Below are 22,243 nucleotides of genomic sequence, written 5' to 3'. Positions count from 1 at the left end.
AATATTTGTCAATATCCTGGTGTGTTGTGGTTGTATACATTTTTTACTGAGAAATCACATGCCCATGTGGCGTACTCTGCTGCTTCTTCTGCCAGCGAATATGACCATTGCGGAAAAAAATCAGGCTGATCAAAAGAATCGCAGCGAATCCGAAAAACATCGTGGTGCCCCCGTACTTTTGCAGCAGCAGGCCACCGAAGACTGGACCTAGGAAACTGCCAAGCTCAGTTAAATTTTGTGCGCCATAATACGTGCCGCGCATGTCGTCAGGCGTAATGCGGTCAATCAGGATGAATTCGCTTGGAATCATTAAAATCTCACCGACCGTGAAGACGATCATGGATGCGATGAACGATGCCCACCCTATCGACAGTCCGAAACCAATCGTTCCGAGGGTGAACAAGAGGGTACCAATCACGACCATAAAAAACGGCGAATGCTTTTCCGCCCAGCGGGTCAGCGGGTATTGGAGGAGGATGACGCCGATGCTGTTGACTGACACAAGCGTGCCGTAAAGCAACTCGCCATTCACGACGCTTCCTTCCAAATGCTGCTGAATGGTAACGGACCATTTGCCATGCACCATTGTGCTGATGATTCCCCCGAGAATAAAGGAAAGCAATATTTTATCTCGCGCGATCGTTTTCATGGCGGAGGCAAAAGTGGTCTGATCGCCGGATTGGCCGGAAACATGCTTGATACCGTAGCGGTTGAGACATATGTGTAACGCGATGGTATAAACCAAGAGCAGCCCTGCCGAACAGTAAAACGGGTTCAAGACGCCAGAGAGTGAGATATAGGCACCGATCGCGGGTCCTGCCGCATAGCCGATATTCGTGGCCACATAGCGCAGCGAAAAAACGCGCATCCGTTTTTCCGTTGGCGTCATATCGCTCATCAATGCCTTTGCCACGGGAGCGTAACAGGCGACACACCAGCCGTCGAGAATCATGATGAAAAATAGCGCCAACGGATGATCAGCCATGCCCAAAGCAACGAACAGCGCGACCGCCAAATAAAGCGAGACGAGAATGACTTTACGTCTGCCGATCATGTCGGAAAGCGTACCGGCGAAAAAGCCGCCGAACATCGATGCGAGCGATCCAACGCCGACGATCAACCCGATCATGACAGGATCGATGTGATGGACGCGCACAAGATACAGCGGCAAATACAGGATGCTGATGCAATTGGCGACTGCCAGTGTAACTGCGCCTGCAAGCAAGAGATGGACGACCGGATGGAATTCTTGCAAAAAGAGCCGTAAGCGATTCATCGTCCACCCTCCTGATTCGCCGGGAAAATGAAGGTCTGCAGTAGCTGGTGCAAAGTCTCAAAACCGCGCGGCCGCAAACTGTAGCGCTGTGCAGTGGAATGTCCAGCATAATGTGCGTGAATCATCCCGGCACGGCGTAATAACGACAGATGGTGATTGACCGTGCTTTTGGCCAACCCGATGTACTGTTGAATATCGGAAAAACTGCAAGGCTGCCGGGCGATAAAACGGAGGATTTTAAGCCGCTTGTCGTCCGCAAGCGATTGCGTAGCGTCTTGAAGCGTCCATGAAGGCTGGTTGAGTCGCTCGTCTAAGAGCCGGGAAGGATACAGGCACGTGCAGACAGAACGGTGAAAATCGATGATCGCATAAGGATGGCAATGGTATTGGGGGATGAGATAGACCGTCTGCAGCTCGGAAACCGGCTCGATCAGCATGCCGTTAGTTGCCAAATCCACAACCTCCAACGCTGGCAGCGTGTCCGCCAACTGCCGCTTCTCGGAGGCATCCTGATGCAGTCCCTCAATCAAAGTACTGTCGACCGTTTGAAAATAGTGACGGTTCCATTCTGACAGCAAATAGACGGACTGGTCGCGGATATCTTCTAGATTGGCCGGGATGCTATCGACCCAAGGAGCGAGCCGTTCATAAATGTCGCCAGGCGATTGGGCAGCGAGCCAGTTTAGAAATGCACTGACGGAATCTTTTTCTGGACAGAGGCCGACCAGTAAATTGATGCGGTGCAGCACTTCCCAACGTTCGTCTGACAATTCCTGTGCGAATGAAGTAGAAAGGCCGCGACCGACTTGATCGCGCCATTCACTCCCGAGCCGCGCATGCTTCATTTGCTTCCAATGAATGAACGTATAAAAGCTGGTGACCAATTCATAGACGGGCGAGCTGTCAACGATTAGTTTATATGCCATTTTGTTCGACTCCTATAAAAATAAAAATAAGTTCGATTAAAATCGAACAAATTGAGCTTAGCATAAAATTGTTCGATTGGGAATAGCGATTTCAACGAACAATCCGGTTCGTTTGGAAATTTTACCAAGAGGCTTGTCTTGGCAGTGAATCGAGAAAACGGGGATGTCTGAAGTGAACAGACATCCCCGCTTGTTCAATTGTTGTTTAGTAGTAGGGGGGGTAAGTTGGAAAGCCAGGCGTGGATTGATAGGTCGGAAGTGGATACGGATACGGATATGGATACGGTAATGGATACGATTGTGCGAAGTTGGCTCCATCATATCCACCACCATATCCTCCGCCACGATTAAAGAAGAACGGAGTCAAGAAGAGAAGAGGGAGAATCCAGCCTGCGCCGCCAAAGCCGCCAAAGCCAAAGCGAACTTGCTCGATGGAATATTGAGTCGGATCGATCGGGTATTGGAAATGGTGCTCCAGCTGATGCTGCATTGGCTGATGCTGCAATGGCTGTTGCTGATATTCTAACGGTTGATTTTGCTGTTCGTTCATCGGATTCACTCGCAATCTGTAAGTAGTTTTCTCTGTAGTAATGTATGTGCATTCGCCCGGGGCGTGATAGATGCACAGGAAAATGGGCGGATAACTAGAGAAGTAGTACACACAGAAAAAAGCGCCGCCATAATGGCAAGCGCTCATTTCGTGGGACGTTTTTTGGTTTGTTTTTTGACTTGGCGAACCTGGATCGTGCGTAGTTCCGCTGGTGTGAGCGGGCGGACTTGGTAGTGATTGCGGTTGCTCGCCCGTAGAACGCTGCCGACACCTTTTGCCGTAGCGACACGGGTCTGAAACACTTGCATGAACCATTCGACCGGATAGGCAATCGAGCGCCTGCCATCTACGGTACCGGCGAAATTGACAGCTGCTGCGAAATTACCTCGTTCCCGCAGCCAGACGGAGCCGGAGTCTCCGGGAAGAGAAACTCGATTGGTGCCTTTAATGACCGTTTGATTGCGAAACCGGATCGTCCCCAAATTTCCGTAATCACCGTAATCCACCATGATATCGGTATGGATCGATTCAACCACGCCTTTGACAAGCCCTGTTGTTCGGCCGACTTTTTTCATTCTGTCACCGATTCGGTACGAGGACACATGCCCCGGCAATTCGCCAACCGTGGCATAGCGCGGTGTTAAGAGGCTATTACGCAGCGGAATCGAAGTCGCACCATCTACAAAATTAGCTCCGGTTTTACGCAGGGCGACGAAACGGTCCAGCCTCCCGATCGTGTCGATGCGCGAACGTCCACCATCGGCTCCGCCAGGCTGAAGCGTTTCCGTGAATGAGGGTGAATTGTCGCTGTTTAAAACATGGTTATTGCTTAACACGTACAATTGGTTTCGCTCCGGAAAATTGGTCACGATTAGGCCGGCCGTTCCTGACGCATCCGGCCGTCCTACACTGTAGCCGGCTTTCACCGGGCGGATTTTTTCCTTGTACCGGTTCGTCTGGATGCTGGCAAATGAACGAAAGCCGCCAGAATGGATCGCGCGCACGGGGACAGAGATGGATGATCCGGCGATCTGCAGGCCGACCGCATGGGGGACGAGCCGCATGATGGAAGGAAGGTTCCCGTGCGTATAAACGATGAGGCAAGCGCCTTGCTTGCGGTTTTTTTCATTCAAGAAGCCGATGCCCACGCCAGCGATGCCTCTTTTTTTCATCATAGTGCTGACCATTTTCTCTTTTGCCAAATAGGCGTGAAAAAAAGTTGCCACGTTTCTCTCTCCCTTTTATGCACGGTCTTTTTCCTTGTATCGGTTCATGCTATGTTCGGAAGGGGAAAAGCGTATGGTTGGCTGTTCCACCGCATTCGCCCGAAAAAGACGAGCGGCTCCATTGTTTGACAACCTGTCTGAATTCGTTTTAACTGTATGTGATGGGTGGTTATGAAACCTTCCCGTGAAACGCCAATAGGCTCGGCACCGCCGAGTTTTCAACACATATACCAAACTTCAATAGATTGGAGCAAGTCCCGTATGTATCGCAATTTGGAAGATTGCATCATCGATTTGGAAAGGAACGGCCATCTGGTCCGAATCAAGGAAGAGGTCGACCCGGATTTGGAAATGGCTGCAGTTCACCTGAAAGTGTATGAAGCGGGTGGTCCTGCCTTGCTGTTTGAAAATGTAAAAGGGTCGAAATTCCGGGCAGCGTCCAACCTGTTCGGGACGATCGAGCGCAGCAAGTTCATTTTCCGCCACACATGGGAGGCGGCGGAAAATATCGTCGCGCTGCGCAATGATCCGGTCAAGGCACTTAAGCAGCCGTTGAAAAACATCGGCAACGGTCTTGCCGCATGGAAGGCGCTGCCTGCCAAAAAGACGAGCAGCCTGCCTGTTGCCACCAACAAAATCAATATCGAAGATTTGCCGCTTATAAAAAGCTGGCCGATGGATGGCGGCGCCTTCATTACGCTGCCGCAAGTCTATTCGGAAGACCCGGACAAGCCTGGCATCATGAATTCCAATCTGGGCATGTACCGTGTCCAATTAAGTGGCAATGAGTATGAGCTGAACAAGGAAATCGGCTTGCACTATCAAATTCATCGCGGGATCGGCGTCCACCATGAAAAAGCCAGCAGGCGTGGTGAAGCTCTTAAGGTGAGCTGCTTTGTCGGCGGCCCTCCGGCACATACGCTGTCAGCCGTCATGCCCTTGCCGGAAGGATTGAGTGAAATCACATTTGCCGGTTTGCTTTCCGGACGCCGGTTTCATTACAGCTACATCGACGGATATTGCATCAGCAACGATGCTGATTTCGTCATCACGGGTGAAATCCATCCGGGAGAAACGAAACCGGAAGGACCGTTCGGCGATCATTTGGGCTACTACAGCCTGACGCATCCGTTTCCCGTGATGAAGGTGAAAAACGTGTATGCCAAACCGAATGCAATCTGGCCGTTCACGGTTGTGGGCCGTCCGCCCCAGGAGGACACGTCATTTGGCGCGCTGATTCATGAATTGACTGGAGATGCGATCAAGCAAGAGATTCCAGGCGTAAAGGAAGTGCATGCGGTCGACGCTGCAGGCGTTCATCCTCTGCTGTTTGCGATCGGGAGCGAACGCTATACCCCTTATCTTGCGGTCAAGCAGCCGACCGAACTGCTGACGATCGCCAATCGCATTTTGGGTACCGGACAATTGAGCCTCGCTAAGTATTTGTTCATCACGGCGGAAGACAGACAGCCGTTGGATACACACGATGAAGTAGCATTTTTGTCCTATATTCTGGAGCGGATCGACTTGCACCGCGACCTTCATTTTCAAACCAATACGACGATCGATACGCTCGATTATTCCGGCACGGGCTTAAATAGCGGGAGCAAAGTGGTCTTTGCAGCGTATGGCGAGAAAAAACGGGAGCTTTGCAAAGAAACACCGCAGGAGCTAACCGAACTGCGCGGTTTTGCAGGGGCGCGGTTGGTGATGCCAGGCATCGTGGCGCTGCAAGGACCGGCTTTCACCACGTATGCAAAAGCACAGGAAGAGCTGCAGGACTTGTGCGAAATGATTCGGACCCGAGGAACATTACCGACGTGTCCGCTGATCATCCTGTGCGACGACAGTGCATTTTTGAGCGATTCGATGAAAAATTTCTTTTGGGCGACGTTTACCCGAAGCAATCCATCTCATGATATGTACGGCTTGAACAGCTACTACGAAAACAAGCATTGGGGCTGTGACAACGTCATTATTGACGCACGAGTCAAGCCGCATCAAGCACCACCGCTGATTCCGGATCCACAAGTAGAAAGGAACATCGAGCGGTTGTTTGCAAAAGGTGCGAGTTTAGGCGGGATCCTGTGATAACGGCATAGCCATCAAGCGACTTGGACAAGCTACCACTTGAATAAGGAGGTGGCGACATGTCCAGCAAAAACAACAATAGTAAAGACCTCGGCAAAAACCGCGGAAAAACACTCGATACCAATGATCAAAACAGCAACATCCGCGATAGCAATTACAACGACAATCACAAAAAATAAGCATCGCATGGAAAACAGGCAAGCCGTACGCGAAAGCAGATGGCTTGCTTTTTCTTATACAGATAAGAATGTGCGTCTAGGAGGCAAGCATGCTATAATGTCCAAAGCTATGCTTGAAAACGGAGGCACAGAAATGACAGAACCAATGATGGATAAAAAACAAGTAGAGCTGGGGACGCAAGCTTTTTTGGTGCTTTGCCAGCTTTTTGACGGCTGCTATGACGAGTTAATCACGCGTCCGGAATTGCAGCGTGTGACCGAGACGATTGCAGCAGAATTACTAAACGGCGTGGCATTTTTGAAGGAGCAGCCAAAGCCGCCAAAACAGGTGACCATCGCCTTGGCATTGCCAGAGCTCTTTTTCTTACAAAAATTGCTGAAAGAAATGCTCGAAAACGTACCGGAAGTGACTACGCAGCCGAAATCGCGGGAATGGCTGGAAGAGTGTCTGAATACACTGGGACGTACGGTTCTACAGTAAGCGGAAACATATCAAACTCGTTTGAATACGCCAGATTTTGCTGGCGTATTTTTTTGTAGCTGTAGAACATGGCACGCAAATACAAGAAACGCAAACCAGCGTAGAAAGAGTATCGTATTTGCATGCGTTTTCATGTATGATGGTTCGGTGGAGTTGAATGATGTGTAAGGGAAGAGGAAATATCCCAAACTGAAACGTATGATGGGAGGGGGTCGATGAGATGAAGCAAGCCATTTATAAAATTGGCTATGAACGCGTGAACAAGCGTGAATTGATGGACCGGCTTGGTTTGCATGACTGTCTAATCATGGAGCATTGTCCGCTTCAACCGAATGTGGCTGATGAGGACCAAGCCCTGCCCCCGGAAGAGGAGCGCCATAAAGTTCTAGTCAGGTTTCAGGAGCAGCCGAGCGAGTGGATCACGATTACCGGCGTTTATCAGATCATACATAGAGAGCCGATTCCGTGGCTCGATTCTCCGATGGAATATTACTTATACGGCACCGAGCTGTCGCCAGCGAACATTCGCCGCGAAAAAGCTCCGCAAGCCCGTATTCCGTCACGGACGAAGCTGCAAATTACCGCCATTCGCAATGGAATCGTCTATGTAAGTGTACCCGGCCATCCTTCTCGTCGTTATGAAGTGATTCTGCCGTACGCACGATTTGCGCGGGATACACCGACAGAGCTGGAAATGAAACTTCAAGTGTACGCCTTTCCACCGCGTACGGATATTTTAGTCGATTGGCTGTTGCGCGAAGGAAGAAAAAGCGGATTCGTCACCCAGCCGACGGGTGAGCGGGTACAACGGTCAGCCTTTCAGGTGTGGGACGAGCTGCGCAAAGGGTATAGCTTGAGTGCGAGCGCTGCGATTCTTGCGATCAAGCAAGCGCTGCTGATTCTCGATCGGGCGGGAGTGACCAGTGATTTTCCGTATCCTGTACATGAGCTATCCGACCTTTCGCAAGCAACGGATGAGGAGCGGGACGCCTTTTATTCCTATCATGCGGTCAAATCAGCGCTAGCAGCCGTTTCAGCACTGCTGACGACGGACCCATCGGAGCCACTGCAGGATCTTTTGTTGATGGACGTCATGCTTGAACAGCAAATCAAGCGAAAGCGCGAATCGTAATTCGCGACAGAACTGAACCAGCCGATCGTCAGGCTGGGCTTTTTTCTATCGCCAATTCATCGAATTTTTCAATTGTTACGAACAAAGACGATCTTTTGTTTTGCTGTAGTTGGCATTATTTAGTAAAATAAGGGCGAGCTAAAAGAAGAAAACAAGTGGAACGCGCGAGAGAAGGGGACGTCATTGATCGAATGATACATTACATACATCACTTTATCCATGAACGGGCGCATCAGATTGGGGTTCAAGCGTTTGATGCAATGTCGGATTCGAAACGTCTCACCTTGCTGCTAATGGAAGAGCGAAGCGCTTCCATCGCCATTTTTCAAAACGTGCTGATCGAGTTGGCTGAAACGCTGGTAAGCGGTTCGGATGGGTATTTGCTGGACAGTGCCACCAAATACGCGGTACAGCGGGCTGAAGTGGGCATTCCGCTGCATTATGGGCTGGAACGGATGCGACTGATGCGCGATCATTTGCTTGATGCGTGCCGTGCTGCTATCAAAGAGATTGACGTGCCACTTGAAGACAGACTTACTTACCAACAGATTGAAATACGCATTTATCAATATTTGGACATGTATATGAAGCATTACGCGGAAGCTTATGAGGAGCGTGTTTCCGCCATGCGTGCCGATCGAGCTGATTTTACGTCCGGTACTACCATGCAATTGCTAGAAACGGCCGAAAAAGAGATTGTGGACATGGTGTTCAACTCAACTGACATTGGATTGCTTCTCGTTGATCAGGAGCTAGCCATCCGTGATGCAAACGATGCGCTCGCCGACATGTTCTTGGTCGAAAAGGAACATATCATTACACGCCATGTGGAACTCATAATGGGGCAGCGACCCGAGCAGCAATACTTTCATTGGGCGGTACGGCAAGGAACACCCGGCCATTATGTCGCCGATTATCATGGCAGATGGATCACCTTCACGATCCGCCCCATCCGACTTGGGCAGCAGATGTGGGGAGCCATTGCGGTGTTTCGGAATGTGACTCAGAGCAAGCAGTTTGAGGAGGAGCTCAGCAAGCGGGACGCGCTTGCTGCCGTTGGACAATTGGCTGCTGGGATTGCCCATGAAATACGCAATCCGCTTACATCCGTGAAAGGCTTTATCCAGCTGATTCGGGAGCGTGGCTCAGTGGATGAGACGGGCGCTTATTTTTCTGTCATTCAGACAGAGATTGAGCGGATGGAAGGGCTGTTGAACGATGTCTTGGTACTGGCGCGTTTTCGGCATGACAGCCACATGCCCGAACATTTTCAATTGGCGGAGGAGGCTTGCGGCGTCGTTCGGTTGCTTGAGCCCGAGGCGAATCGAAGAGGGATTGCCATCTATTGTGAATTGCTAGCAGCTGATTCAACCGTCTATGGGCTGAAGCAGCGCATCCGGCAAGTTTTACTCAACCTGTGTAAAAACGCGCTTGAGGCAGTGAGTGATAATGGAACCAAGGTCGCGGTTTGTGTGTTGGAGAAAGATGGGCATGTGGTCGTGACTGTAGAGGATGACGGTCCGGGTCTGCCCCCTGAAGTGCAATCGTCGCTATTCACGCCGTTTTTTACGACCAAGCAGGACGGGACAGGGCTTGGTCTTTTGACCACAAAGCGAATCGTTGAAGATCACCAAGGTCACATCGCCGCAGACCAGTCTCCTCTGCTTGGAGGCGCCTGTTTCACCGTCAGCTTCCCGGCTTCTCGCTTCAAAAGCAATGGGCAAAATGTGGCAGATTCGTAACGCCGACTCTTCAGGGCTTCCTGTCGAGTCTTTTTTTGTTACAATAGGGACGATACCCATCAGAGTGCATGGAGGTTGCTATGGAAGCAAACGTTTCACTTATATTGGCATTTGGTGCAGGGTTCCTGTCATTTATCTCCCCATGCTGCCTGCCTCTATATCCATCGTTCATTTCATACATCACGGGAATCACCGTCGATGAAGTCAAAAAAGGGCGCACCGTTTTTCAGCGTCAGGCACTGTTACATACGCTTTTTTTCATTCTTGGGTTTTCGATCGTGTTCATCGCGCTTGGACTTTCCACGACCTGGATCGGCAGCTTTTTCAAAAACCAGCAAGATTTGATTCGTCAATTGGGCGGCATATTGTTGGCCATCATGGGCTTGGTCATGACCGGATTATTCAAAATGGACTGGATGATGAAAACATGGAAAGTTGATTTAAAATCTCGGCCAATCGGGTATACTGGTTCCATATTGGTGGGGATCACCTATGCGGCAGGGTGGACACCTTGTGTCGGACCGATCTTGACGTCCATTATCGCACTGGGTATGGCTGACCCGACGCGGGCGTTATCCTACACGCTGGCGTACACGGTCGGCTTCGCGATTCCATTCTTCGTTATGACGTTTTTCATCAGCAAAATCAGAGCGATTCTCAAATACTCGGACTTGATGATGAAAATCGGCGGCGGCGTCATGATTTTGTTCGGGATTTTGCTCTACACCGACCAATTGACGATCATCACGCGGGTGCTCATCAATTTGTTTGGAGGATTCACCGGATTCTAACTCAATACATACAAGAGGTGTTCTTCTTTGAAAAAGTGGGGTTTTTTGTTCGTTTTCGTCTTGCTTGTCGGTTTTACCGTATATACCAATATGAATAAGAGTATGGCTGTCGTCGCAGAACAAAAACCGACGGTGGGCTATTCTGCACCGCATTTTTCGCTGGTTGGTCTGGATGGACAAACGTACAAAGTGGGCGGAAAGCGAGAAAAACCACTGGTTATCAATTTCTGGGCTTCCTGGTGCGGTCCGTGCAAGGAAGAAGCACCTGATCTGGCAAAAATGTATAACAAATACAAAGGTCAAGTCGATTTCTACGCCGTTAACTCAACCAGCAACGACCAACTGGCCGATGCGAAGAAGTTTGTAGAAACGTTTAATCTGCCATTCCCTATTCCGATGGATGAAAAAGGGGAAGTCTCCAAGCAGTATCAAATCATGGCGTTTCCAACGACGTTTTTCGTGGACAAGAACGGGATGATTGTGCATCAAGTACTGGGAATGCTCGATGAAGAAGAGCTGGAGAAGCAACTGAAAAAACTGTTGTAAGCGAGAAAAAATGTAGCGAAACCGTCCAAGCCTGTAAGGTAGCTGGACGGTTTTTTTGATGATGCGAGTATTTTTTCTATTTTTTTATGAAAAGACGTTCCGTGCCCGTAATGTCGCGATACAGAAGCTGTCCGCATGCCTCGCTATCAGGAGGAAGTATGCGCACCAGCTCGTCAACAAAATCCGTTACGAAGGTAAGCTGAGTGCCAGTAGCATCAACGGGGGTCATCCCGTATTTGTAGCGGACGCCATATCTTTTTGGCATCTCGATGTATAGGCGCTCGTCTTCGTACGTTATGATGACAGGCCCGCCGGTCATATCGCGTTGGTCATACACACCTGCAAATGGCACAAGCTGTGACGGGCTTACCTCAATTGCCGGGAGGTGAGGCGGCGCTTGCACCGTTTCACCGAGAGCAATGCGAGCGAGGTCGTCCGTGATGCGCTCAACAGGCGAAATGATCATGTTGCTACAGAAGATCACAACCAGTTCATCGTCTGGATAGCGGGCGATATGAGCCGTAAAGCCGCCGACGTCACCGAGGTGGCTGATTTTTTTGCGTGTCATACCTTGCACGGTAGCGTCGGAAATGAACCAGCCATACCCGCCATATGTATCGGGATAGGTCGAGAACATGCGTGTCAAACTATCGGAGCTGATCAGCTCACTGGACTGCAAGGCACGATCCCAGCGGTATAAATCTTCAACTGTGGCATATAGACCATACGCGCCAAGCGCTTTTGACATGTCCTCATACTCGGGATGGATGAATGCTTTCCATACAGAGTAACCGGAAGCTTGACCTTTTACGACTGTGCGGCCATTATCACAGCCTGAGTCGAGCATACCAAGTGGCTGCAAAACCTTCGTGCGCATATAGTCGGCATAAGACAACCTGCTCGCTTTCTCGATGATGGCAGTCAAAAGGATGTAGCCGGAATTGCTGTATGCACATTCCTCACCTGGGGCAAAAGCAAGCGGCTCATCGCGGAACAGAGCGATAATATCCTCGATGGAAGCTGAGAACAAGCGCATGTCGTTTTGCCAAAATTGCAGCGTCCCCGCGTAGTTATACAGCCCGGACGTATGCGTCAGCAAATGGTGGATCGTGATACGCTCCCCATTCGGAAAGTCAGGGAGATGGTTTGCGATAGGATCATCTACATGCAGCAACCCTTGATCTTGGAGCTGCATGATCGCGAACGCCGTAAAACCTTTCGACAGCGAACCAATCCGAAATTTCGTTTGCGGCGTATTGGGAATGTCATGCACTGCATCAGCTGTTCCAAACCCTTTTGCTACCAATACGTTTCCGCGGTGAGCGACGAGTACGGAGCCGTTCAAATAGCCTCGTCGATCCATTGCGTTCAGATAGTCGTTAAGCGCAGATACGCAGCTGGCAGAGGTGGATTGGGTTGGCACAGCGTCTTCTTTTAGCAGAGCAAATGCTTTGACATCGTGCCATGTTCCGTACCCTTCGTGCCAGAGGTGCTGGCGCATGATGCCTTCTTCCTGAAATCCGAGCTTTTTCAAAATCTGCTCGGAGGCACCGTTCTCCAAAAAGACTTCCGCGCAAATCCGGTGATTACGCATCTCATCAAAAATGTAAGGGATGACCGCCCGCAGTGCTTCGGTCATGATTCCTTGATTCCAATAGGATCGAGCCAGCTCATAGCCGATGACGATCGGCAGTTTCCAGTGGAAGGGGCCGCGAACCGGTGTGAGGATGATCGTACCAATCACCGTGTCAACGCTTTTTAACGTAATGCCCCAGCGGATCAGCCGATCTTCTTGAAAACCTTCGTTCCAGCTGACGATCATTCGTTTAGCCGCTTCTACCGAAGAAGGGCCAAACCAATCCAAATATTTTGTCACCTCGCGATCCGAATAGTAGCCAAACAGATCAATGGCGTCGTGTTCGGTCATTTCGCGTAAGCGCAGGCGTTTTGTTTCTAGCGTAGGGAAGTATTTCAATGTACTCATCTTGAGTTTCCTCCTATTACGTTTTGATCAGAAGGAACCGACACTTCGGAGAGAAAGGAGAATAGAAGATTTCCAAAAGAAAAAGCGGAAACCAAAAAAGGTTTTCCGCTTGGAATCGTTTATCGCTACCGATTGCCTGCGTTCCCTGTAATGGTTAAAAGTGGACGGACGTATCCCGTAGTCGACAGCCTGTTGCAAAAAAACGGCTGGAACGTCAATACGCTCTTCACTTTATTGATTAACCATTACAATGTAGCTGGCATTCGCTAGATTCCCCTTTCGTCTATCTCCTGCAATTGATCGTACTTGGAAAAAAACGGGTTGTCAACCATTGTTTACGACGGGTTTGGTTTCCGTCGTAAACCTTTACAATAGCCAATGGCATAAACCATTTTCACTACACATAAGGTAATAACGCAAGGATCTTGATGTGCGTGGGTGTCGAAGATTTGCGGGGAGGGGATCAGTGGTGCAAGGAGTAAAAGTGCTAGACAAAGTGGAAAAGGAAAAGCGTTCTGTCAAACTGACGCGCATGGATCTCGGCACGGATGCTGCTTGCGATGAGGGCAGTACATTTCCAAGCAAGCGCTTTCAGGAGACGAGACGGGGTTATTTCAGCATTGCGGAGAATGATCCATACGAGATATGGGATAAACATTAGACGAACAACTAGAGAGGGCAGTGCCATTCCCACATATGATGATAGGGCGATACCTATCGGCGGGAAGGGGCAGAGGTCCTGTGGCAAAAGCGGGGAAAAAGATCAAAAAGAAAGATCCGGCAGCAGTTGAACGCAGCAAACGCAATATGAAAATTGTCACATCACAAACATGTGCGGCATGCAAGCAGCAATGCCAGCGCGGTTTAAACTATCTGGAGAAGATGTCGAAGCCAGGGGCGATCGGCTATGGCGTGCCATGCATCTTGACCAGAGGAAAATGAACGGCCGCAAAGCCCTGTGTACGGTATCGCCGTGCCGGGGCTTTTCCGTTTGTGGCCTATTCGCATGCGTAAGACTGGTAAACTCGCCTATTTTCCCGTACTATGGAGAGAGTTATCTACATAACCGAGCATGCCAGCAAGGAGGAGAAGTGGGATGAGGCCCCTGCAAATATCGGCTGAAACAGCTGTGAAGCTGGCGGAAAAACTGAATGTGCCGCTCGAGCAGCTCATGCACATGCCCCAGCATATCTTGATGAAAAAGCTGATGGAGCTTGCCCAAGAGAGCAAGGAAACAGAAGAAACCAAAGGAGGAGACGAAAAATGAGCAAAAATGTGACGGATAAACTGGGCAAAGGATTGAAGCCCGCAGCATTTATCGATTCGATGGAAAAAAACAAAGAGACATTCCTGAACTGGTACGAATCGTTTGCATGGGAACAGGAAGAGGATCAGAAGTTTTTCCAATCCTTGCAGTTCCGTGATGACCTGCGCTGCCTGATTCTCGCGGCTGAATGGTGCGGCGATGTCGTGCGCAATGTGCCTGTCGTCTTGAAAGCACTGGAAGAGACAGGCATGCCTGTAGAAATTTTGGTGATGGAAGATCATCTGGACACGATGGATCAATATCTGACCATGGGCGGTCGGTCGATTCCGGTCGTCATCATCGCCGATACCGGCGGTTACGTGCTTGGTACGTGGGGCCCGCGTCCGAAGCATGTGCAGGAGGTCATGGTCGCATTCAAACAAGCGAATCCAGACCGCAATGCGGCAGATTATGAAGAGAACATCAAGGTAGCACGCAGCGAGATGCTGAAGCAATACGGCGAAGGCACTGGTTATCAAACGGTGATTGTCAAAGAATTGCGCGACCTACTCTCTTCCTTCTAAGCAGGTAGGCCGATGCATTACTACGGCAATGAAACGATCATGTCATTGGAGCAAGTGCTGCGCTTGCGCCCCAGTGAGATTCGCATTCTCGAATGGGTGCGCAGCTACGAATTTCTGGAAAACTCGTACGGCGTAGACGAAGCCGTCCCTGCATTTTTAGAAATCAAATGCGAGGAAGACGGGGTTCGTATCCGACGCAACCGGATCATCGATTTTCCGGATTACGTCTGTGAAGCCGAGCAGTTTTTTCCGGATGTGGAAGCAGCGCTTGCCGTTTTCGTAAAATGGGCGGAAGAAGTCCTACAGGAGAAAAACCAGGCAGAGGAGAGGGAATGAGCAATCATTCTCTCTTTTTTGAAATCTACTATTGACCTTTAAATCTATCATATGGTATATTCATAAAGCATCAGAGAGATGCAAAAATATGATCGTGCCGGTGTAGCTCAATTGGTAGAGCACCTGACTTGTAATCAGGGGGTTGTGGGTTCAAGTCCTATCGCCGGCATGTTTGCTTTTTTACGAATAGAATTTTGCCGGTGTGGCGGAATGGCAGACGCGCGCGACTCAAAATCGTGAGGGAAACCGTGGGGGTTCAAGTCCCTTCACCGGCACTAGTGAAATAGGCTTATGAATTTGCTGATTAAAGCGATTCATAGGCTTATTTTTTTGTGCCCAGTCGTTCCGATCCGTACGAATTTGCAACAAATCGTCAAAAGCTTACGTTTATATAAGAATAGCGAACCGTTTCAAACTCGTAGAAGCCCATTTACGTGGTTAGATTGGTTTGTGATTAGGAGGAGTGAGATGAGAAAAATAGTGACAGGGTTGCTAGTTGGAGCGATTGTTTCTTCGACAGCGGTCGCATCTGCGGCATCCCCCACAACACTAGTGGTGAACGGTCAAGAGAGCAAACCAAATGTCCCCTTGCAAATCATACAAGGGAGGGCACTCGCTCCCGTTCGTGCTGTCGCAGAGGATTTGGGTGCTGCCGTGAAGTGGGATGATGCCCATCGGACTGTTTACGTATTCACAGGAAAACAGAAAAAGAACGATTCATTCGATTTGAGCGAGACGGAATCGCTGGCACCCGCTCTGAGGCTCGTAATCAACGGGAAAGAAATCAAATCCGAGGTTCCACCCCGCCTGATTAATGGCAGAGCATGGGTTCCTGTTCGAGATTTGGCTGAAGCATTAGGGAGTGGGGTCCAATGGAATGCATCCAAAAAAGCGGTCTGGATAACGAACAAAATCGTCAATCCTTCTGCAAATGACTTCAACGGCCAAGCGATGATTACGTTCTCTTATGATGACGGGTTGGATACATTTTATGATTTTGCCTTACCGTTGCACGAAAAATATGGAATTCCGGCCACAGACAACGTCATTGCTGGAAAGATTAAAGACGGTGCGCGGACCATGTATCTTGATGCGGATCAAATTAAAGAGATGAATAATCGTGGAGTTGAAATCGGTTCGCACAGTTATTCGCATGAAGAAGGCTTAACGACTCTCTCGGATAAGGATTTGGACTTTGAATTGCGAGAAAGTAAAGCGGTGCTGGAACAGATTGTCCCAAAGGTTCAAACGATCGGGATTCCGTTTTCCATGTATGATAAACGGGTAGAAGCAGCCGTGAAAAAATATTACAAAGCAGCGAGAAATTTTGAACACCTGCAGAACGAAGTTCCACTGGAAGACAAATTATGGCTACATACTGCAATTGCCGTAACCAATGAGACGACTTTCGATCAGATCAAACAGCGAATTGATCAAGCAATAGAAAACAAGCAATGGTGCATCATTATGCTGCATGGTATCGACCCGGATAACAGGGACCTGTATGAAATAAAACCAGCGTTGCTGGAGAAAGTGCTCGCTTATGTTGCTAGCTTGGGAAGAGAACAAATTTTGCCTGTCAATACGATTGATGGGGTGTCACTTGCCGGAAAGTAGATGAAAAAAACGGTCGACTGAAAACAGTCGACCGTTTTGCATGGTTATTGATTTGCTTCGTTTAAGATGTTAAGCGAATGGGTAAGTGCCGATTTGCACTGGTTGGCATCGGGGTTTCCTGAACGAACGGCTGCCAATACATCGTCAATCGTTTCGTCAATTTTGGTCCAAGTGGTGCCGTCGATTTTTCTGAGTGTAGTCTCTGCTATATCCCATTGGTGTTCTATATCGTCCGCCCCTTTTTTCGCGGATGCAAAGTCTTTCGCATTAACATTGGTAAGCATACCGTTTTCAATTTTAACAAAATCGGTTAATTTTCCAGCTAATGCAGCCTGTTTTGAATCGGGCTGCGATGTTTTAGCTGATGTAGCTTGTGTTGAAGCGGTATGCGATGCTGATTGATTTGCTTCGTGTAAAGCCCTAAGCGAATCGGTAAGCGCAGATTTACACTTGCTTGCAGTAGGGTTTCCTGAACGGACGGCTGCCAATACAATGTCAATCGTTTCATCAATTTTGGTCCATGTGGTACCATCGATTTTTCTGAGCGTGGGCTCTGCTATATCCCATTGGTGTTCTAAATCGTCCGCCCCTTTTTGCGCAAACGCAAAGTCATTTGTGTTTACATTGGTAAGCATGCCATTTTCAATTGTAACGTAATCAGTTAATTTTCCAGCTAATGTTGCTTGTGGAGACTCGGCTTGCGAGTTGCCATCCGTTGTCGTTGGTGCAGAGTCGGATTGCGATTTACCACCTGTTGTCGTTTGAGATGTATCGTTTTGCGATGCGATATGATTTGCTTCGGTTAAGGTACTGAGCGAATCGGTAAGTGCCGATTTGCATTGGCTGGCATCGGGTGCTCCCGAACGAACGGCTGCCAACACAATGTCAATCGTTTCATCAATCTTGGTCCAAGTGGTGCCGTCGATTTTTCTGAGCATAGGCTCGGATACATCCCATTGGTGCTCCAAGTTGTCCGCCCCTTGTTTCGCAGATGCAAAATCATTCGCGTTCACATTGGCAAGCATATCATTTTCAATTTTAATAAAATCATTTAATTGTCCTGCTAATGTCGTTTGAGCAGAAGCAGTTTGTGATGCGATATGATTGCTTAACCCGACATAACCGCCGACCCCAACAGCTAAGAAAATACAAAGTACCACAACGGTTTGCTTCAAAACATTTTTCTTGCTTCCATTTGCTTGTTTTGTTTCTTCTTCCGTTTTGGCTGAGCTTTCAATTTTCGTAACAGCAAGAAAAACGACGATCGCTAAAATCGTGATCAGAAAAATGACACTTGTGCCGGTTGTCCCCAAACCTAACCCGCCATTATTTTTTGCTTGAGACAGATAATCTCCTAAGGATGCTCCAAGTGGACGAGTAAGGATATACGCAATCCAAAAAGCTAAGATCCCATCAAGCTTCAAATATTTCCATGCCACGATTACGCAAGCGATGATCAAAATGACGGTTATTCCTGTGTAAAGATAACCGAGTCCGAGTTGTTCGGAAAATAAATCGCCGACAGCTGTTCCAAGCGCGAATGTGAAAAGAATGGTCAGCCAATAGAAAACCTCACGTTTTATCGTATAAATCGAGTGAATGGAGAGTGTTTTTTCACTACGATACCAAAAAAGAAACGTGAGTCCGAGAAGTACGGAAAAAACGGCTGTACTAGTCTCAAGCGGTACTCCGATGTTGTCTGTCAAATTATCAGTTACCAACGTGCCAAACACACTAATAAGCACAACCGTAAGCCAATAGATGCCTGGAACATATTTTTTTGCTCTGAATTGGAAAAATAGCGTAAAGAAAAACGCGATTCCCATGATTACTGTCGTGAAAGTCAAACCAAATCCTAAATTAAAATTGAGGAAATCGGCAAACGTTTCACCGACAGTCGTACATAAAACCTTAATGATCCAAAAGAAAATCGTGACTTCAGGTACCTTGCTTAGTAACATTTTCAATTTGTTTTGATTCGGTTCCATCAATAAAATCCTTTCGTTGCGGAGGTTCCCACCGCTTTATTTTGTTTTGCTTGTCATTGTAGGTGTGAAATAACAGTAATATAGCGGGATTAAAATAAGATTAAAAAGCGATCGCTAGTCTGTTCGCAGGCGTGCTTCCGATGGAAAAACAAAACACCGCCCGGAACGATGCCGAGGCGGTGTTTCACATGGATAGACGAAATCATGGATTTGAGGTTGAGCCGAGAATCTCCAAAAAGTGTGCATTGTACATGATGCCCAAAATGTTCCCGAAAGGATCAACGACGGAAGCGGTGATAAACCCAGGACCGCGTTCGATCGGGGCTTCAAATGTCGTGGCTCCCATTGAAAGCAATTTTTCGTAGAAGGCTGTCACATCATCGACGTGCCAGTAGACGATCGCGCCGGACGGATTTGATGGCATGCCTTTGGGGGCATAGCGTCGATCAATCACCCCCAGCTCATGCTGGAACGCCCCAAGACGAAACTCAAAATACCCTGGCCGTTCAAAATATGGCTCGATTTCCAACAACTCCGTGTACCACTTCTTTGCTTCAGGCAAATCATCTGCCCAGAAGCTGATGGTGCTAAGTCCGCGCAACGTATTTGTCGTGTTCATGTACGGTTTCCTCCTCAATGGGGGTCTTTGAACCATCTATATCTTTAATTATAAAAGATATAGATGACAAGTATTGTCAGTGAAAAATAAATCAGGAACCGTGGAGAGGTGGAGGTCAAGCTTGCCGAAACATGGAAATGCATATACAGTATTCGAATGCGAGAGTTTGAGAGTTTTCTAGTTGAAGAAAACCGAATGATTGGGAGGGCTATCATGTTCGACTCGAATGAATGGGAGATTCTTCTGGATCTTGTATCCGACGGTATACTCATTACCGATCATGCGTGCAACATAGTAAAAGTAAACAAAGCGTATGAAAGAATGGTTAATCGAACCGCGGAACAGCTCATTGGTACCAACATCAACGATATGGAATGGCGCAAAAACAATGAATCAAGTGCGGTTAAAGTGTTGGAAACACGCACACCGGTGACAACCATGCAGCAGACAGTCGATGAGAATGGAAAAAAAGAGTTCATTTCGACCGGGATGCCCATGTTCAACGAGCATAATGAAATTATGTATGTGGTGAATTGCGTTCGCGATATGACAGATTTGCACGAGTTAAAGCGCACGTTGGAACAAGTCAAGCAAATGAACCAGAGCTACCTGGAGGAACTGAAAGGATTAAAAGAGCGTGCCATTGATCTGGACGGGCTTGTCGCCCACAGCAAGGAAATGATCAATGTGTTGACCGCAGCGGCCAAAGTCGCTTCAGTGGATGCGCAGGTGATGCTACGCGGTGAATCGGGCGTCGGAAAAGAAGTGGTCGCCAAGTTCATTCATAAAAACAGCACGCGAACGGGTGAAACCTTTATCAAGGTGAACTGTGGCGCGATTCCAGACTCATTGATGGAGAGCGAGTTTTTTGGTTATGAATCAGGTGCGTTTACGGGAGCCAATAAAGAGGGGAAACCAGGGGTTTTTGAATTGGCCAATCACGGAACGCTATTTTTAGACGAGATTGGCGACATGACGCTTGATTTGCAGGTGAAGCTGCTGCGCGTTTTGGAGGAGCAGGAGTTTCGCCGGGTGGGTGGGGTCAAAACGATTCGCTCGGATGTGCGGATTATCGCGGCAACCAATCAGAATCTGGAGGAAATGGTCGAGAAAAAAACGTTTCGCAAAGATCTCTATTATCGGCTGCAGGTCTATCCGATTCACATCCCGCCGTTACGGAAGCGAAAGGATGACATCCCGTATTTGATCCAGCATTTGCTCGAGACGCATCAGCGGAAACGAGCGATCCAAATTCGGATCGATCCGGATGTGGTCGAGCTTCTCTGTCGGTACGACTGGCCGGGTAACATCAGGGAATTAACGAATGTTGTTGAACGGATGGCCATCATTTGCACAAATAATGAAATCTTGACTGAGCATGTGCCGCAAGAAATTTTCGGCAATTTCCATCAAATCGTCCCCAAAGGATTGCAGGAGGAGCTCGAGCTGTTTGAATACCAGAAGCTCAAACGCGCTCTGGCATTGCACAAGTCGACTCGTAAAGCAGCGCTTGCCCTTCAGATCAGCCAACCTACGTTGGTCCGAAAGATGAAGCTCTATGAACAAAAATACGCAACTGATCAATAAGTGGATCACACTGTGTCGGAGTGATCAAAAAATGGATCGATTTGGCCGAGTAATCGTCAAAATAATCAGTGTTCATGCATTTTTCGGATTTGGCACTCAATTTGCATTTGGAAAATAGGCGAGGGGGAGAAGAGAGCAACAGAGATGGAAAAAAACAACGATCAATGAATCGTAACCGCGAACATGTGACATGCGCGCATGCAGAAGAGATGGAGGTAATGATGATGAAAGCGTTTCCCCACATAAGGGTGAGCGGCACCGCAGTCGAACGCGGCAGACAATTGGGACAGCTCGCCAAGCAGCAAATTGACCAAAACATTGAGATGTATCGGCAATATTTTCGAGACGTATATGACGTTTCTTGGGATGATGCAAGAGAATACGCAGTGCCTTACATCCCTTGGATCGAGCAATATGACCAGGAAATCATGGATGAAATCAAAGGAATGAGCGAGGGAGCGAATCTCGATCTTCTCGATCTCGTTGTACTCAATGTTCGGAGCGAAGTCATCATTAACATCGGGAAGACCCATGCGGTTCTGGATGGTTGCACCTGCTTGGCGGCAACCCCCGCTGTGACAAAAGAAGGAACAACCTTGCTAGGCCAAAACTGGGACTGGAACCACCTCATCGCACCTGGGATGATCATCGCCGAAATTGAACAACCGCCAAAGCCGACGATTTTGATGGTGACAGAAGCGGGCATCGTCGGAAAGATTGGAATGAACAGTGCCGGTTTGGGGCTTTGCATGAACTTTTTGGGTACGTCGGAGTTAACCGAAGGTGGTGTTCCCATCCATGTTGTTCTCAGGGGAATTTTGAACAGCCATACACTCCCGAAAGCGATTTCCCAAATAACAAAACTTCCGCGCGGTACATCAGCCAATTATATGATCGGCCACAAAGAGGGCGAGACGGTGGATGTAGAAGCGACACCTACCGATTACGATGTGATTTATCCGCTGGACGGTAGCATGGCCCATGCGAATCATTTTATCGCGCCTCGTTTTCTCGCCGTCGACGATACGAAAAGAGCCGTTATTCCGGATACACAGCTGCGTCAAGGGGTCGCAACCCGTTTGCTGGCAGCGGAACGCGGCACGATCGATGGGGAGACTTTTAAACGCATTTTTATCAATCATACGGGGCACCCGGCTGGTATTTGTCGACACGGTGAAGCGCTGCCGTTCGAGTCTGATGTGCCGGGTACTGCAAAAACCGTGTTTTCCATCATCATGAATGTGGCGGAGGGCACGTTTGAGCTTACTTATGGAACACCTTGTGATCATGCTTATGAGACATATCGCCTCAGTTAGATCACGTTTTATCACGGAATGCAAAT

At 48.6% G+C, this 22,243-nt stretch carries 21 protein-coding genes and 2 tRNA genes; 16 read left to right on the top strand and 7 right to left on the bottom strand.

The genetic code is table 11. The features are described from left to right. Positions 1 to 43: 43 nt before the first annotated feature. The 4 genes from EDM56_RS02620 to EDM56_RS02605 form a co-directional block, all read right to left on the bottom strand. The gene (locus EDM56_RS02620) at positions 44 to 1,276 is read right to left on the bottom strand and encodes an MDR family MFS transporter (RefSeq protein WP_122916331.1); all 1,233 of its coding nucleotides are present in this window, start codon (positions 1,274 to 1,276) and stop codon (positions 44 to 46) included. Continuing rightward, positions 1,273 to 2,202: an ArsR/SmtB family transcription factor gene (locus EDM56_RS02615; protein ID WP_122916330.1), complete on the bottom strand. Its 930-nt coding sequence runs from the start codon at positions 2,200 to 2,202 to the stop codon at positions 1,273 to 1,275. Before EDM56_RS02615 ends, EDM56_RS02620 begins: the two co-directional genes overlap by 4 nt. Positions 2,203 to 2,407: 205 nt before the next feature. After that, complete coding sequence (locus tag EDM56_RS02610; protein WP_122916329.1) at positions 2,408 to 2,752, bottom strand: hypothetical protein; 345 nt, start codon at positions 2,750 to 2,752, stop codon at positions 2,408 to 2,410. A 143-nt stretch (positions 2,753 to 2,895) separates the two neighbouring features. Then, positions 2,896 to 3,978, bottom strand: a complete 1,083-nt coding sequence (locus EDM56_RS02605) for a hypothetical protein (RefSeq protein WP_122916328.1) — start codon at positions 3,976 to 3,978, stop codon at positions 2,896 to 2,898. 261 nt (positions 3,979 to 4,239) lie between these two features. On the opposite strand from EDM56_RS02605, the gene EDM56_RS02600 reads away from it, so the two are divergent. From EDM56_RS02600 to EDM56_RS02575, 6 genes are all read left to right on the top strand, one after another. Further along, positions 4,240 to 6,069, top strand: coding sequence for a UbiD family decarboxylase (locus EDM56_RS02600; protein WP_122916327.1), 1,830 nt, complete (start codon positions 4,240 to 4,242; stop codon positions 6,067 to 6,069). 312 nt (positions 6,070 to 6,381) lie between these two features. Continuing rightward, positions 6,382 to 6,729, top strand: a complete 348-nt coding sequence (locus EDM56_RS02595) for a hypothetical protein (protein WP_148040353.1) — start codon at positions 6,382 to 6,384, stop codon at positions 6,727 to 6,729. 220 nt (positions 6,730 to 6,949) lie between these two features. Then, positions 6,950 to 7,861, top strand: a complete 912-nt coding sequence (locus EDM56_RS02590; RefSeq protein ID WP_122916325.1) for a hypothetical protein — start codon at positions 6,950 to 6,952, stop codon at positions 7,859 to 7,861. Positions 7,862 to 8,052: 191 nt separating this feature from the next. Continuing rightward, complete coding sequence (locus EDM56_RS02585) at positions 8,053 to 9,603, top strand: two-component system sensor histidine kinase NtrB (RefSeq protein WP_122916324.1); 1,551 nt, start codon at positions 8,053 to 8,055, stop codon at positions 9,601 to 9,603. An 80-nt stretch (positions 9,604 to 9,683) separates the two neighbouring features. Beyond that, a complete protein-coding gene (locus EDM56_RS02580) occupies positions 9,684 to 10,394 on the top strand; it encodes a cytochrome c biogenesis CcdA family protein (RefSeq protein WP_122916323.1) in 711 nt (236 codons plus the stop codon). Between the two features lie 27 nt (positions 10,395 to 10,421). Then, positions 10,422 to 10,940, top strand: coding sequence for a TlpA family protein disulfide reductase (locus EDM56_RS02575; RefSeq protein ID WP_122916322.1), 519 nt, complete (start codon positions 10,422 to 10,424; stop codon positions 10,938 to 10,940). Between the two features lie 76 nt (positions 10,941 to 11,016). Here the strand turns inward: EDM56_RS02575 and EDM56_RS02570 are convergent, their stop codons facing one another. After that, positions 11,017 to 12,924 carry a GNAT family N-acetyltransferase gene (locus EDM56_RS02570; RefSeq protein ID WP_122916321.1) on the bottom strand — a complete coding sequence of 636 codons (1,908 nt, stop codon included), beginning with the start codon at positions 12,922 to 12,924 and terminating at the stop codon, positions 11,017 to 11,019. A gap of 469 nt (positions 12,925 to 13,393) precedes the next feature. On the opposite strand from EDM56_RS02570, the gene EDM56_RS02565 reads away from it, so the two are divergent. The 8 genes from EDM56_RS02565 (at position 13,394) to EDM56_RS02530 (ending at position 16,707) form a co-directional block, all read left to right on the top strand. Further along, positions 13,394 to 13,585, top strand: coding sequence for a hypothetical protein (locus EDM56_RS02565; protein ID WP_148040352.1), 192 nt, complete (start codon positions 13,394 to 13,396; stop codon positions 13,583 to 13,585). Between the two features lie 80 nt (positions 13,586 to 13,665). Next, positions 13,666 to 13,866: a hypothetical protein gene (locus tag EDM56_RS02560; RefSeq protein WP_122916319.1), complete on the top strand. Its 201-nt coding sequence runs from the start codon at positions 13,666 to 13,668 to the stop codon at positions 13,864 to 13,866. A gap of 154 nt (positions 13,867 to 14,020) precedes the next feature. After that, positions 14,021 to 14,191 (top strand): YycC family protein, encoded by a 171-nt coding sequence (locus tag EDM56_RS02555; protein WP_122916318.1) that lies wholly within the window; start codon positions 14,021 to 14,023, stop codon positions 14,189 to 14,191. Next, a complete protein-coding gene (locus EDM56_RS02550) occupies positions 14,188 to 14,754 on the top strand; it encodes a thioredoxin family protein (protein WP_122916317.1) in 567 nt (188 codons plus the stop codon). The genes EDM56_RS02555 and EDM56_RS02550 overlap by 4 nt, the downstream gene beginning before the upstream one ends. Positions 14,755 to 14,766: 12 nt before the next feature. Further along, positions 14,767 to 15,090 carry a hypothetical protein gene (locus tag EDM56_RS02545; RefSeq protein ID WP_122916316.1) on the top strand — a complete coding sequence of 108 codons (324 nt, stop codon included), beginning with the start codon at positions 14,767 to 14,769 and terminating at the stop codon, positions 15,088 to 15,090. A gap of 96 nt (positions 15,091 to 15,186) precedes the next feature. Further along, positions 15,187 to 15,259, top strand: a tRNA-Thr gene (locus EDM56_RS02540). A 27-nt stretch (positions 15,260 to 15,286) separates the two neighbouring features. Then, a tRNA-Leu gene (locus EDM56_RS02535) sits at positions 15,287 to 15,365 on the top strand. Positions 15,366 to 15,381: 16 nt separating this feature from the next. After that, entirely contained in the window at positions 15,382 to 16,707 is a 1,326-nt protein-coding gene (locus tag EDM56_RS02530) for a stalk domain-containing protein (RefSeq protein WP_122916315.1), read from the top strand. A gap of 44 nt (positions 16,708 to 16,751) precedes the next feature. Here the strand turns inward: EDM56_RS02530 and EDM56_RS02520 are convergent, their stop codons facing one another. After that, a complete protein-coding gene (locus tag EDM56_RS02520) occupies positions 16,752 to 18,695 on the bottom strand; it encodes a COG4705 family protein (protein WP_246009233.1) in 1,944 nt (647 codons plus the stop codon). 202 nt (positions 18,696 to 18,897) lie between these two features. Then, positions 18,898 to 19,314 (bottom strand): VOC family protein, encoded by a 417-nt coding sequence (locus EDM56_RS02515; protein ID WP_122916314.1) that lies wholly within the window; start codon positions 19,312 to 19,314, stop codon positions 18,898 to 18,900. Positions 19,315 to 19,527: 213 nt separating this feature from the next. On the opposite strand from EDM56_RS02515, the gene EDM56_RS02510 reads away from it, so the two are divergent. Together EDM56_RS02510 and EDM56_RS02505 are read left to right on the top strand one after the other, a co-directional pair. Then, positions 19,528 to 20,901: a sigma-54 interaction domain-containing protein gene (locus EDM56_RS02510; protein WP_183192263.1), complete on the top strand. Its 1,374-nt coding sequence runs from the start codon at positions 19,528 to 19,530 to the stop codon at positions 20,899 to 20,901. A gap of 164 nt (positions 20,902 to 21,065) precedes the next feature. Continuing rightward, on the top strand, positions 21,066 to 22,217 hold the full coding sequence (locus EDM56_RS02505; RefSeq protein WP_183192262.1) for a C45 family autoproteolytic acyltransferase/hydrolase: 1,152 nt from the start codon (positions 21,066 to 21,068) through the stop codon (positions 22,215 to 22,217). Positions 22,218 to 22,243: the final 26 nt, after the last annotated feature.

The sequence above is a fragment of the Brevibacillus fluminis genome, assembly GCF_003710825.1.
Lineage (GTDB): Bacteria > Bacillota > Bacilli > Brevibacillales > Brevibacillaceae > Brevibacillus_D > Brevibacillus_D fluminis.
This window is presented reverse-complemented; position numbering and strand designations above follow the sequence as displayed.

Coding starts and splice junctions, on each gene's coding strand:
- EDM56_RS02595 (WP_148040353.1), top strand. CDS start 6,382: ATGACAGAACCAATGATGGATAAAAAACAAGTAGAGCTGGGGACGCAA.
- EDM56_RS02570 (WP_122916321.1), bottom strand. CDS start 12,924: ATGAGTACATTGAAATACTTCCCTACGCTAGAAACAAAACGCCTGCGC.
- EDM56_RS02600 (WP_122916327.1), top strand. CDS start 4,240: ATGTATCGCAATTTGGAAGATTGCATCATCGATTTGGAAAGGAACGGC.
- EDM56_RS02515 (WP_122916314.1), bottom strand. CDS start 19,314: ATGAACACGACAAATACGTTGCGCGGACTTAGCACCATCAGCTTCTGG.
- EDM56_RS02510 (WP_183192263.1), top strand. CDS start 19,528: ATGTTCGACTCGAATGAATGGGAGATTCTTCTGGATCTTGTATCCGAC.
- EDM56_RS02530 (WP_122916315.1), top strand. CDS start 15,382: ATGAATTTGCTGATTAAAGCGATTCATAGGCTTATTTTTTTGTGCCCA.
- EDM56_RS02555 (WP_122916318.1), top strand. CDS start 14,021: ATGAGGCCCCTGCAAATATCGGCTGAAACAGCTGTGAAGCTGGCGGAA.
- EDM56_RS02615 (WP_122916330.1), bottom strand. CDS start 2,202: ATGGCATATAAACTAATCGTTGACAGCTCGCCCGTCTATGAATTGGTC.
- EDM56_RS02620 (WP_122916331.1), bottom strand. CDS start 1,276: ATGAATCGCTTACGGCTCTTTTTGCAAGAATTCCATCCGGTCGTCCAT.
- EDM56_RS02520 (WP_246009233.1), bottom strand. CDS start 18,695: ATGGAACCGAATCAAAACAAATTGAAAATGTTACTAAGCAAGGTACCT.
- EDM56_RS02550 (WP_122916317.1), top strand. CDS start 14,188: ATGAGCAAAAATGTGACGGATAAACTGGGCAAAGGATTGAAGCCCGCA.
- EDM56_RS02610 (WP_122916329.1), bottom strand. CDS start 2,752: ATGAACGAACAGCAAAATCAACCGTTAGAATATCAGCAACAGCCATTG.
- EDM56_RS02580 (WP_122916323.1), top strand. CDS start 9,684: ATGGAAGCAAACGTTTCACTTATATTGGCATTTGGTGCAGGGTTCCTG.
- EDM56_RS02590 (WP_122916325.1), top strand. CDS start 6,950: ATGAAGCAAGCCATTTATAAAATTGGCTATGAACGCGTGAACAAGCGT.
- EDM56_RS02505 (WP_183192262.1), top strand. CDS start 21,066: ATGAATCGTAACCGCGAACATGTGACATGCGCGCATGCAGAAGAGATG.
- EDM56_RS02545 (WP_122916316.1), top strand. CDS start 14,767: ATGCATTACTACGGCAATGAAACGATCATGTCATTGGAGCAAGTGCTG.
- EDM56_RS02585 (WP_122916324.1), top strand. CDS start 8,053: ATGATACATTACATACATCACTTTATCCATGAACGGGCGCATCAGATT.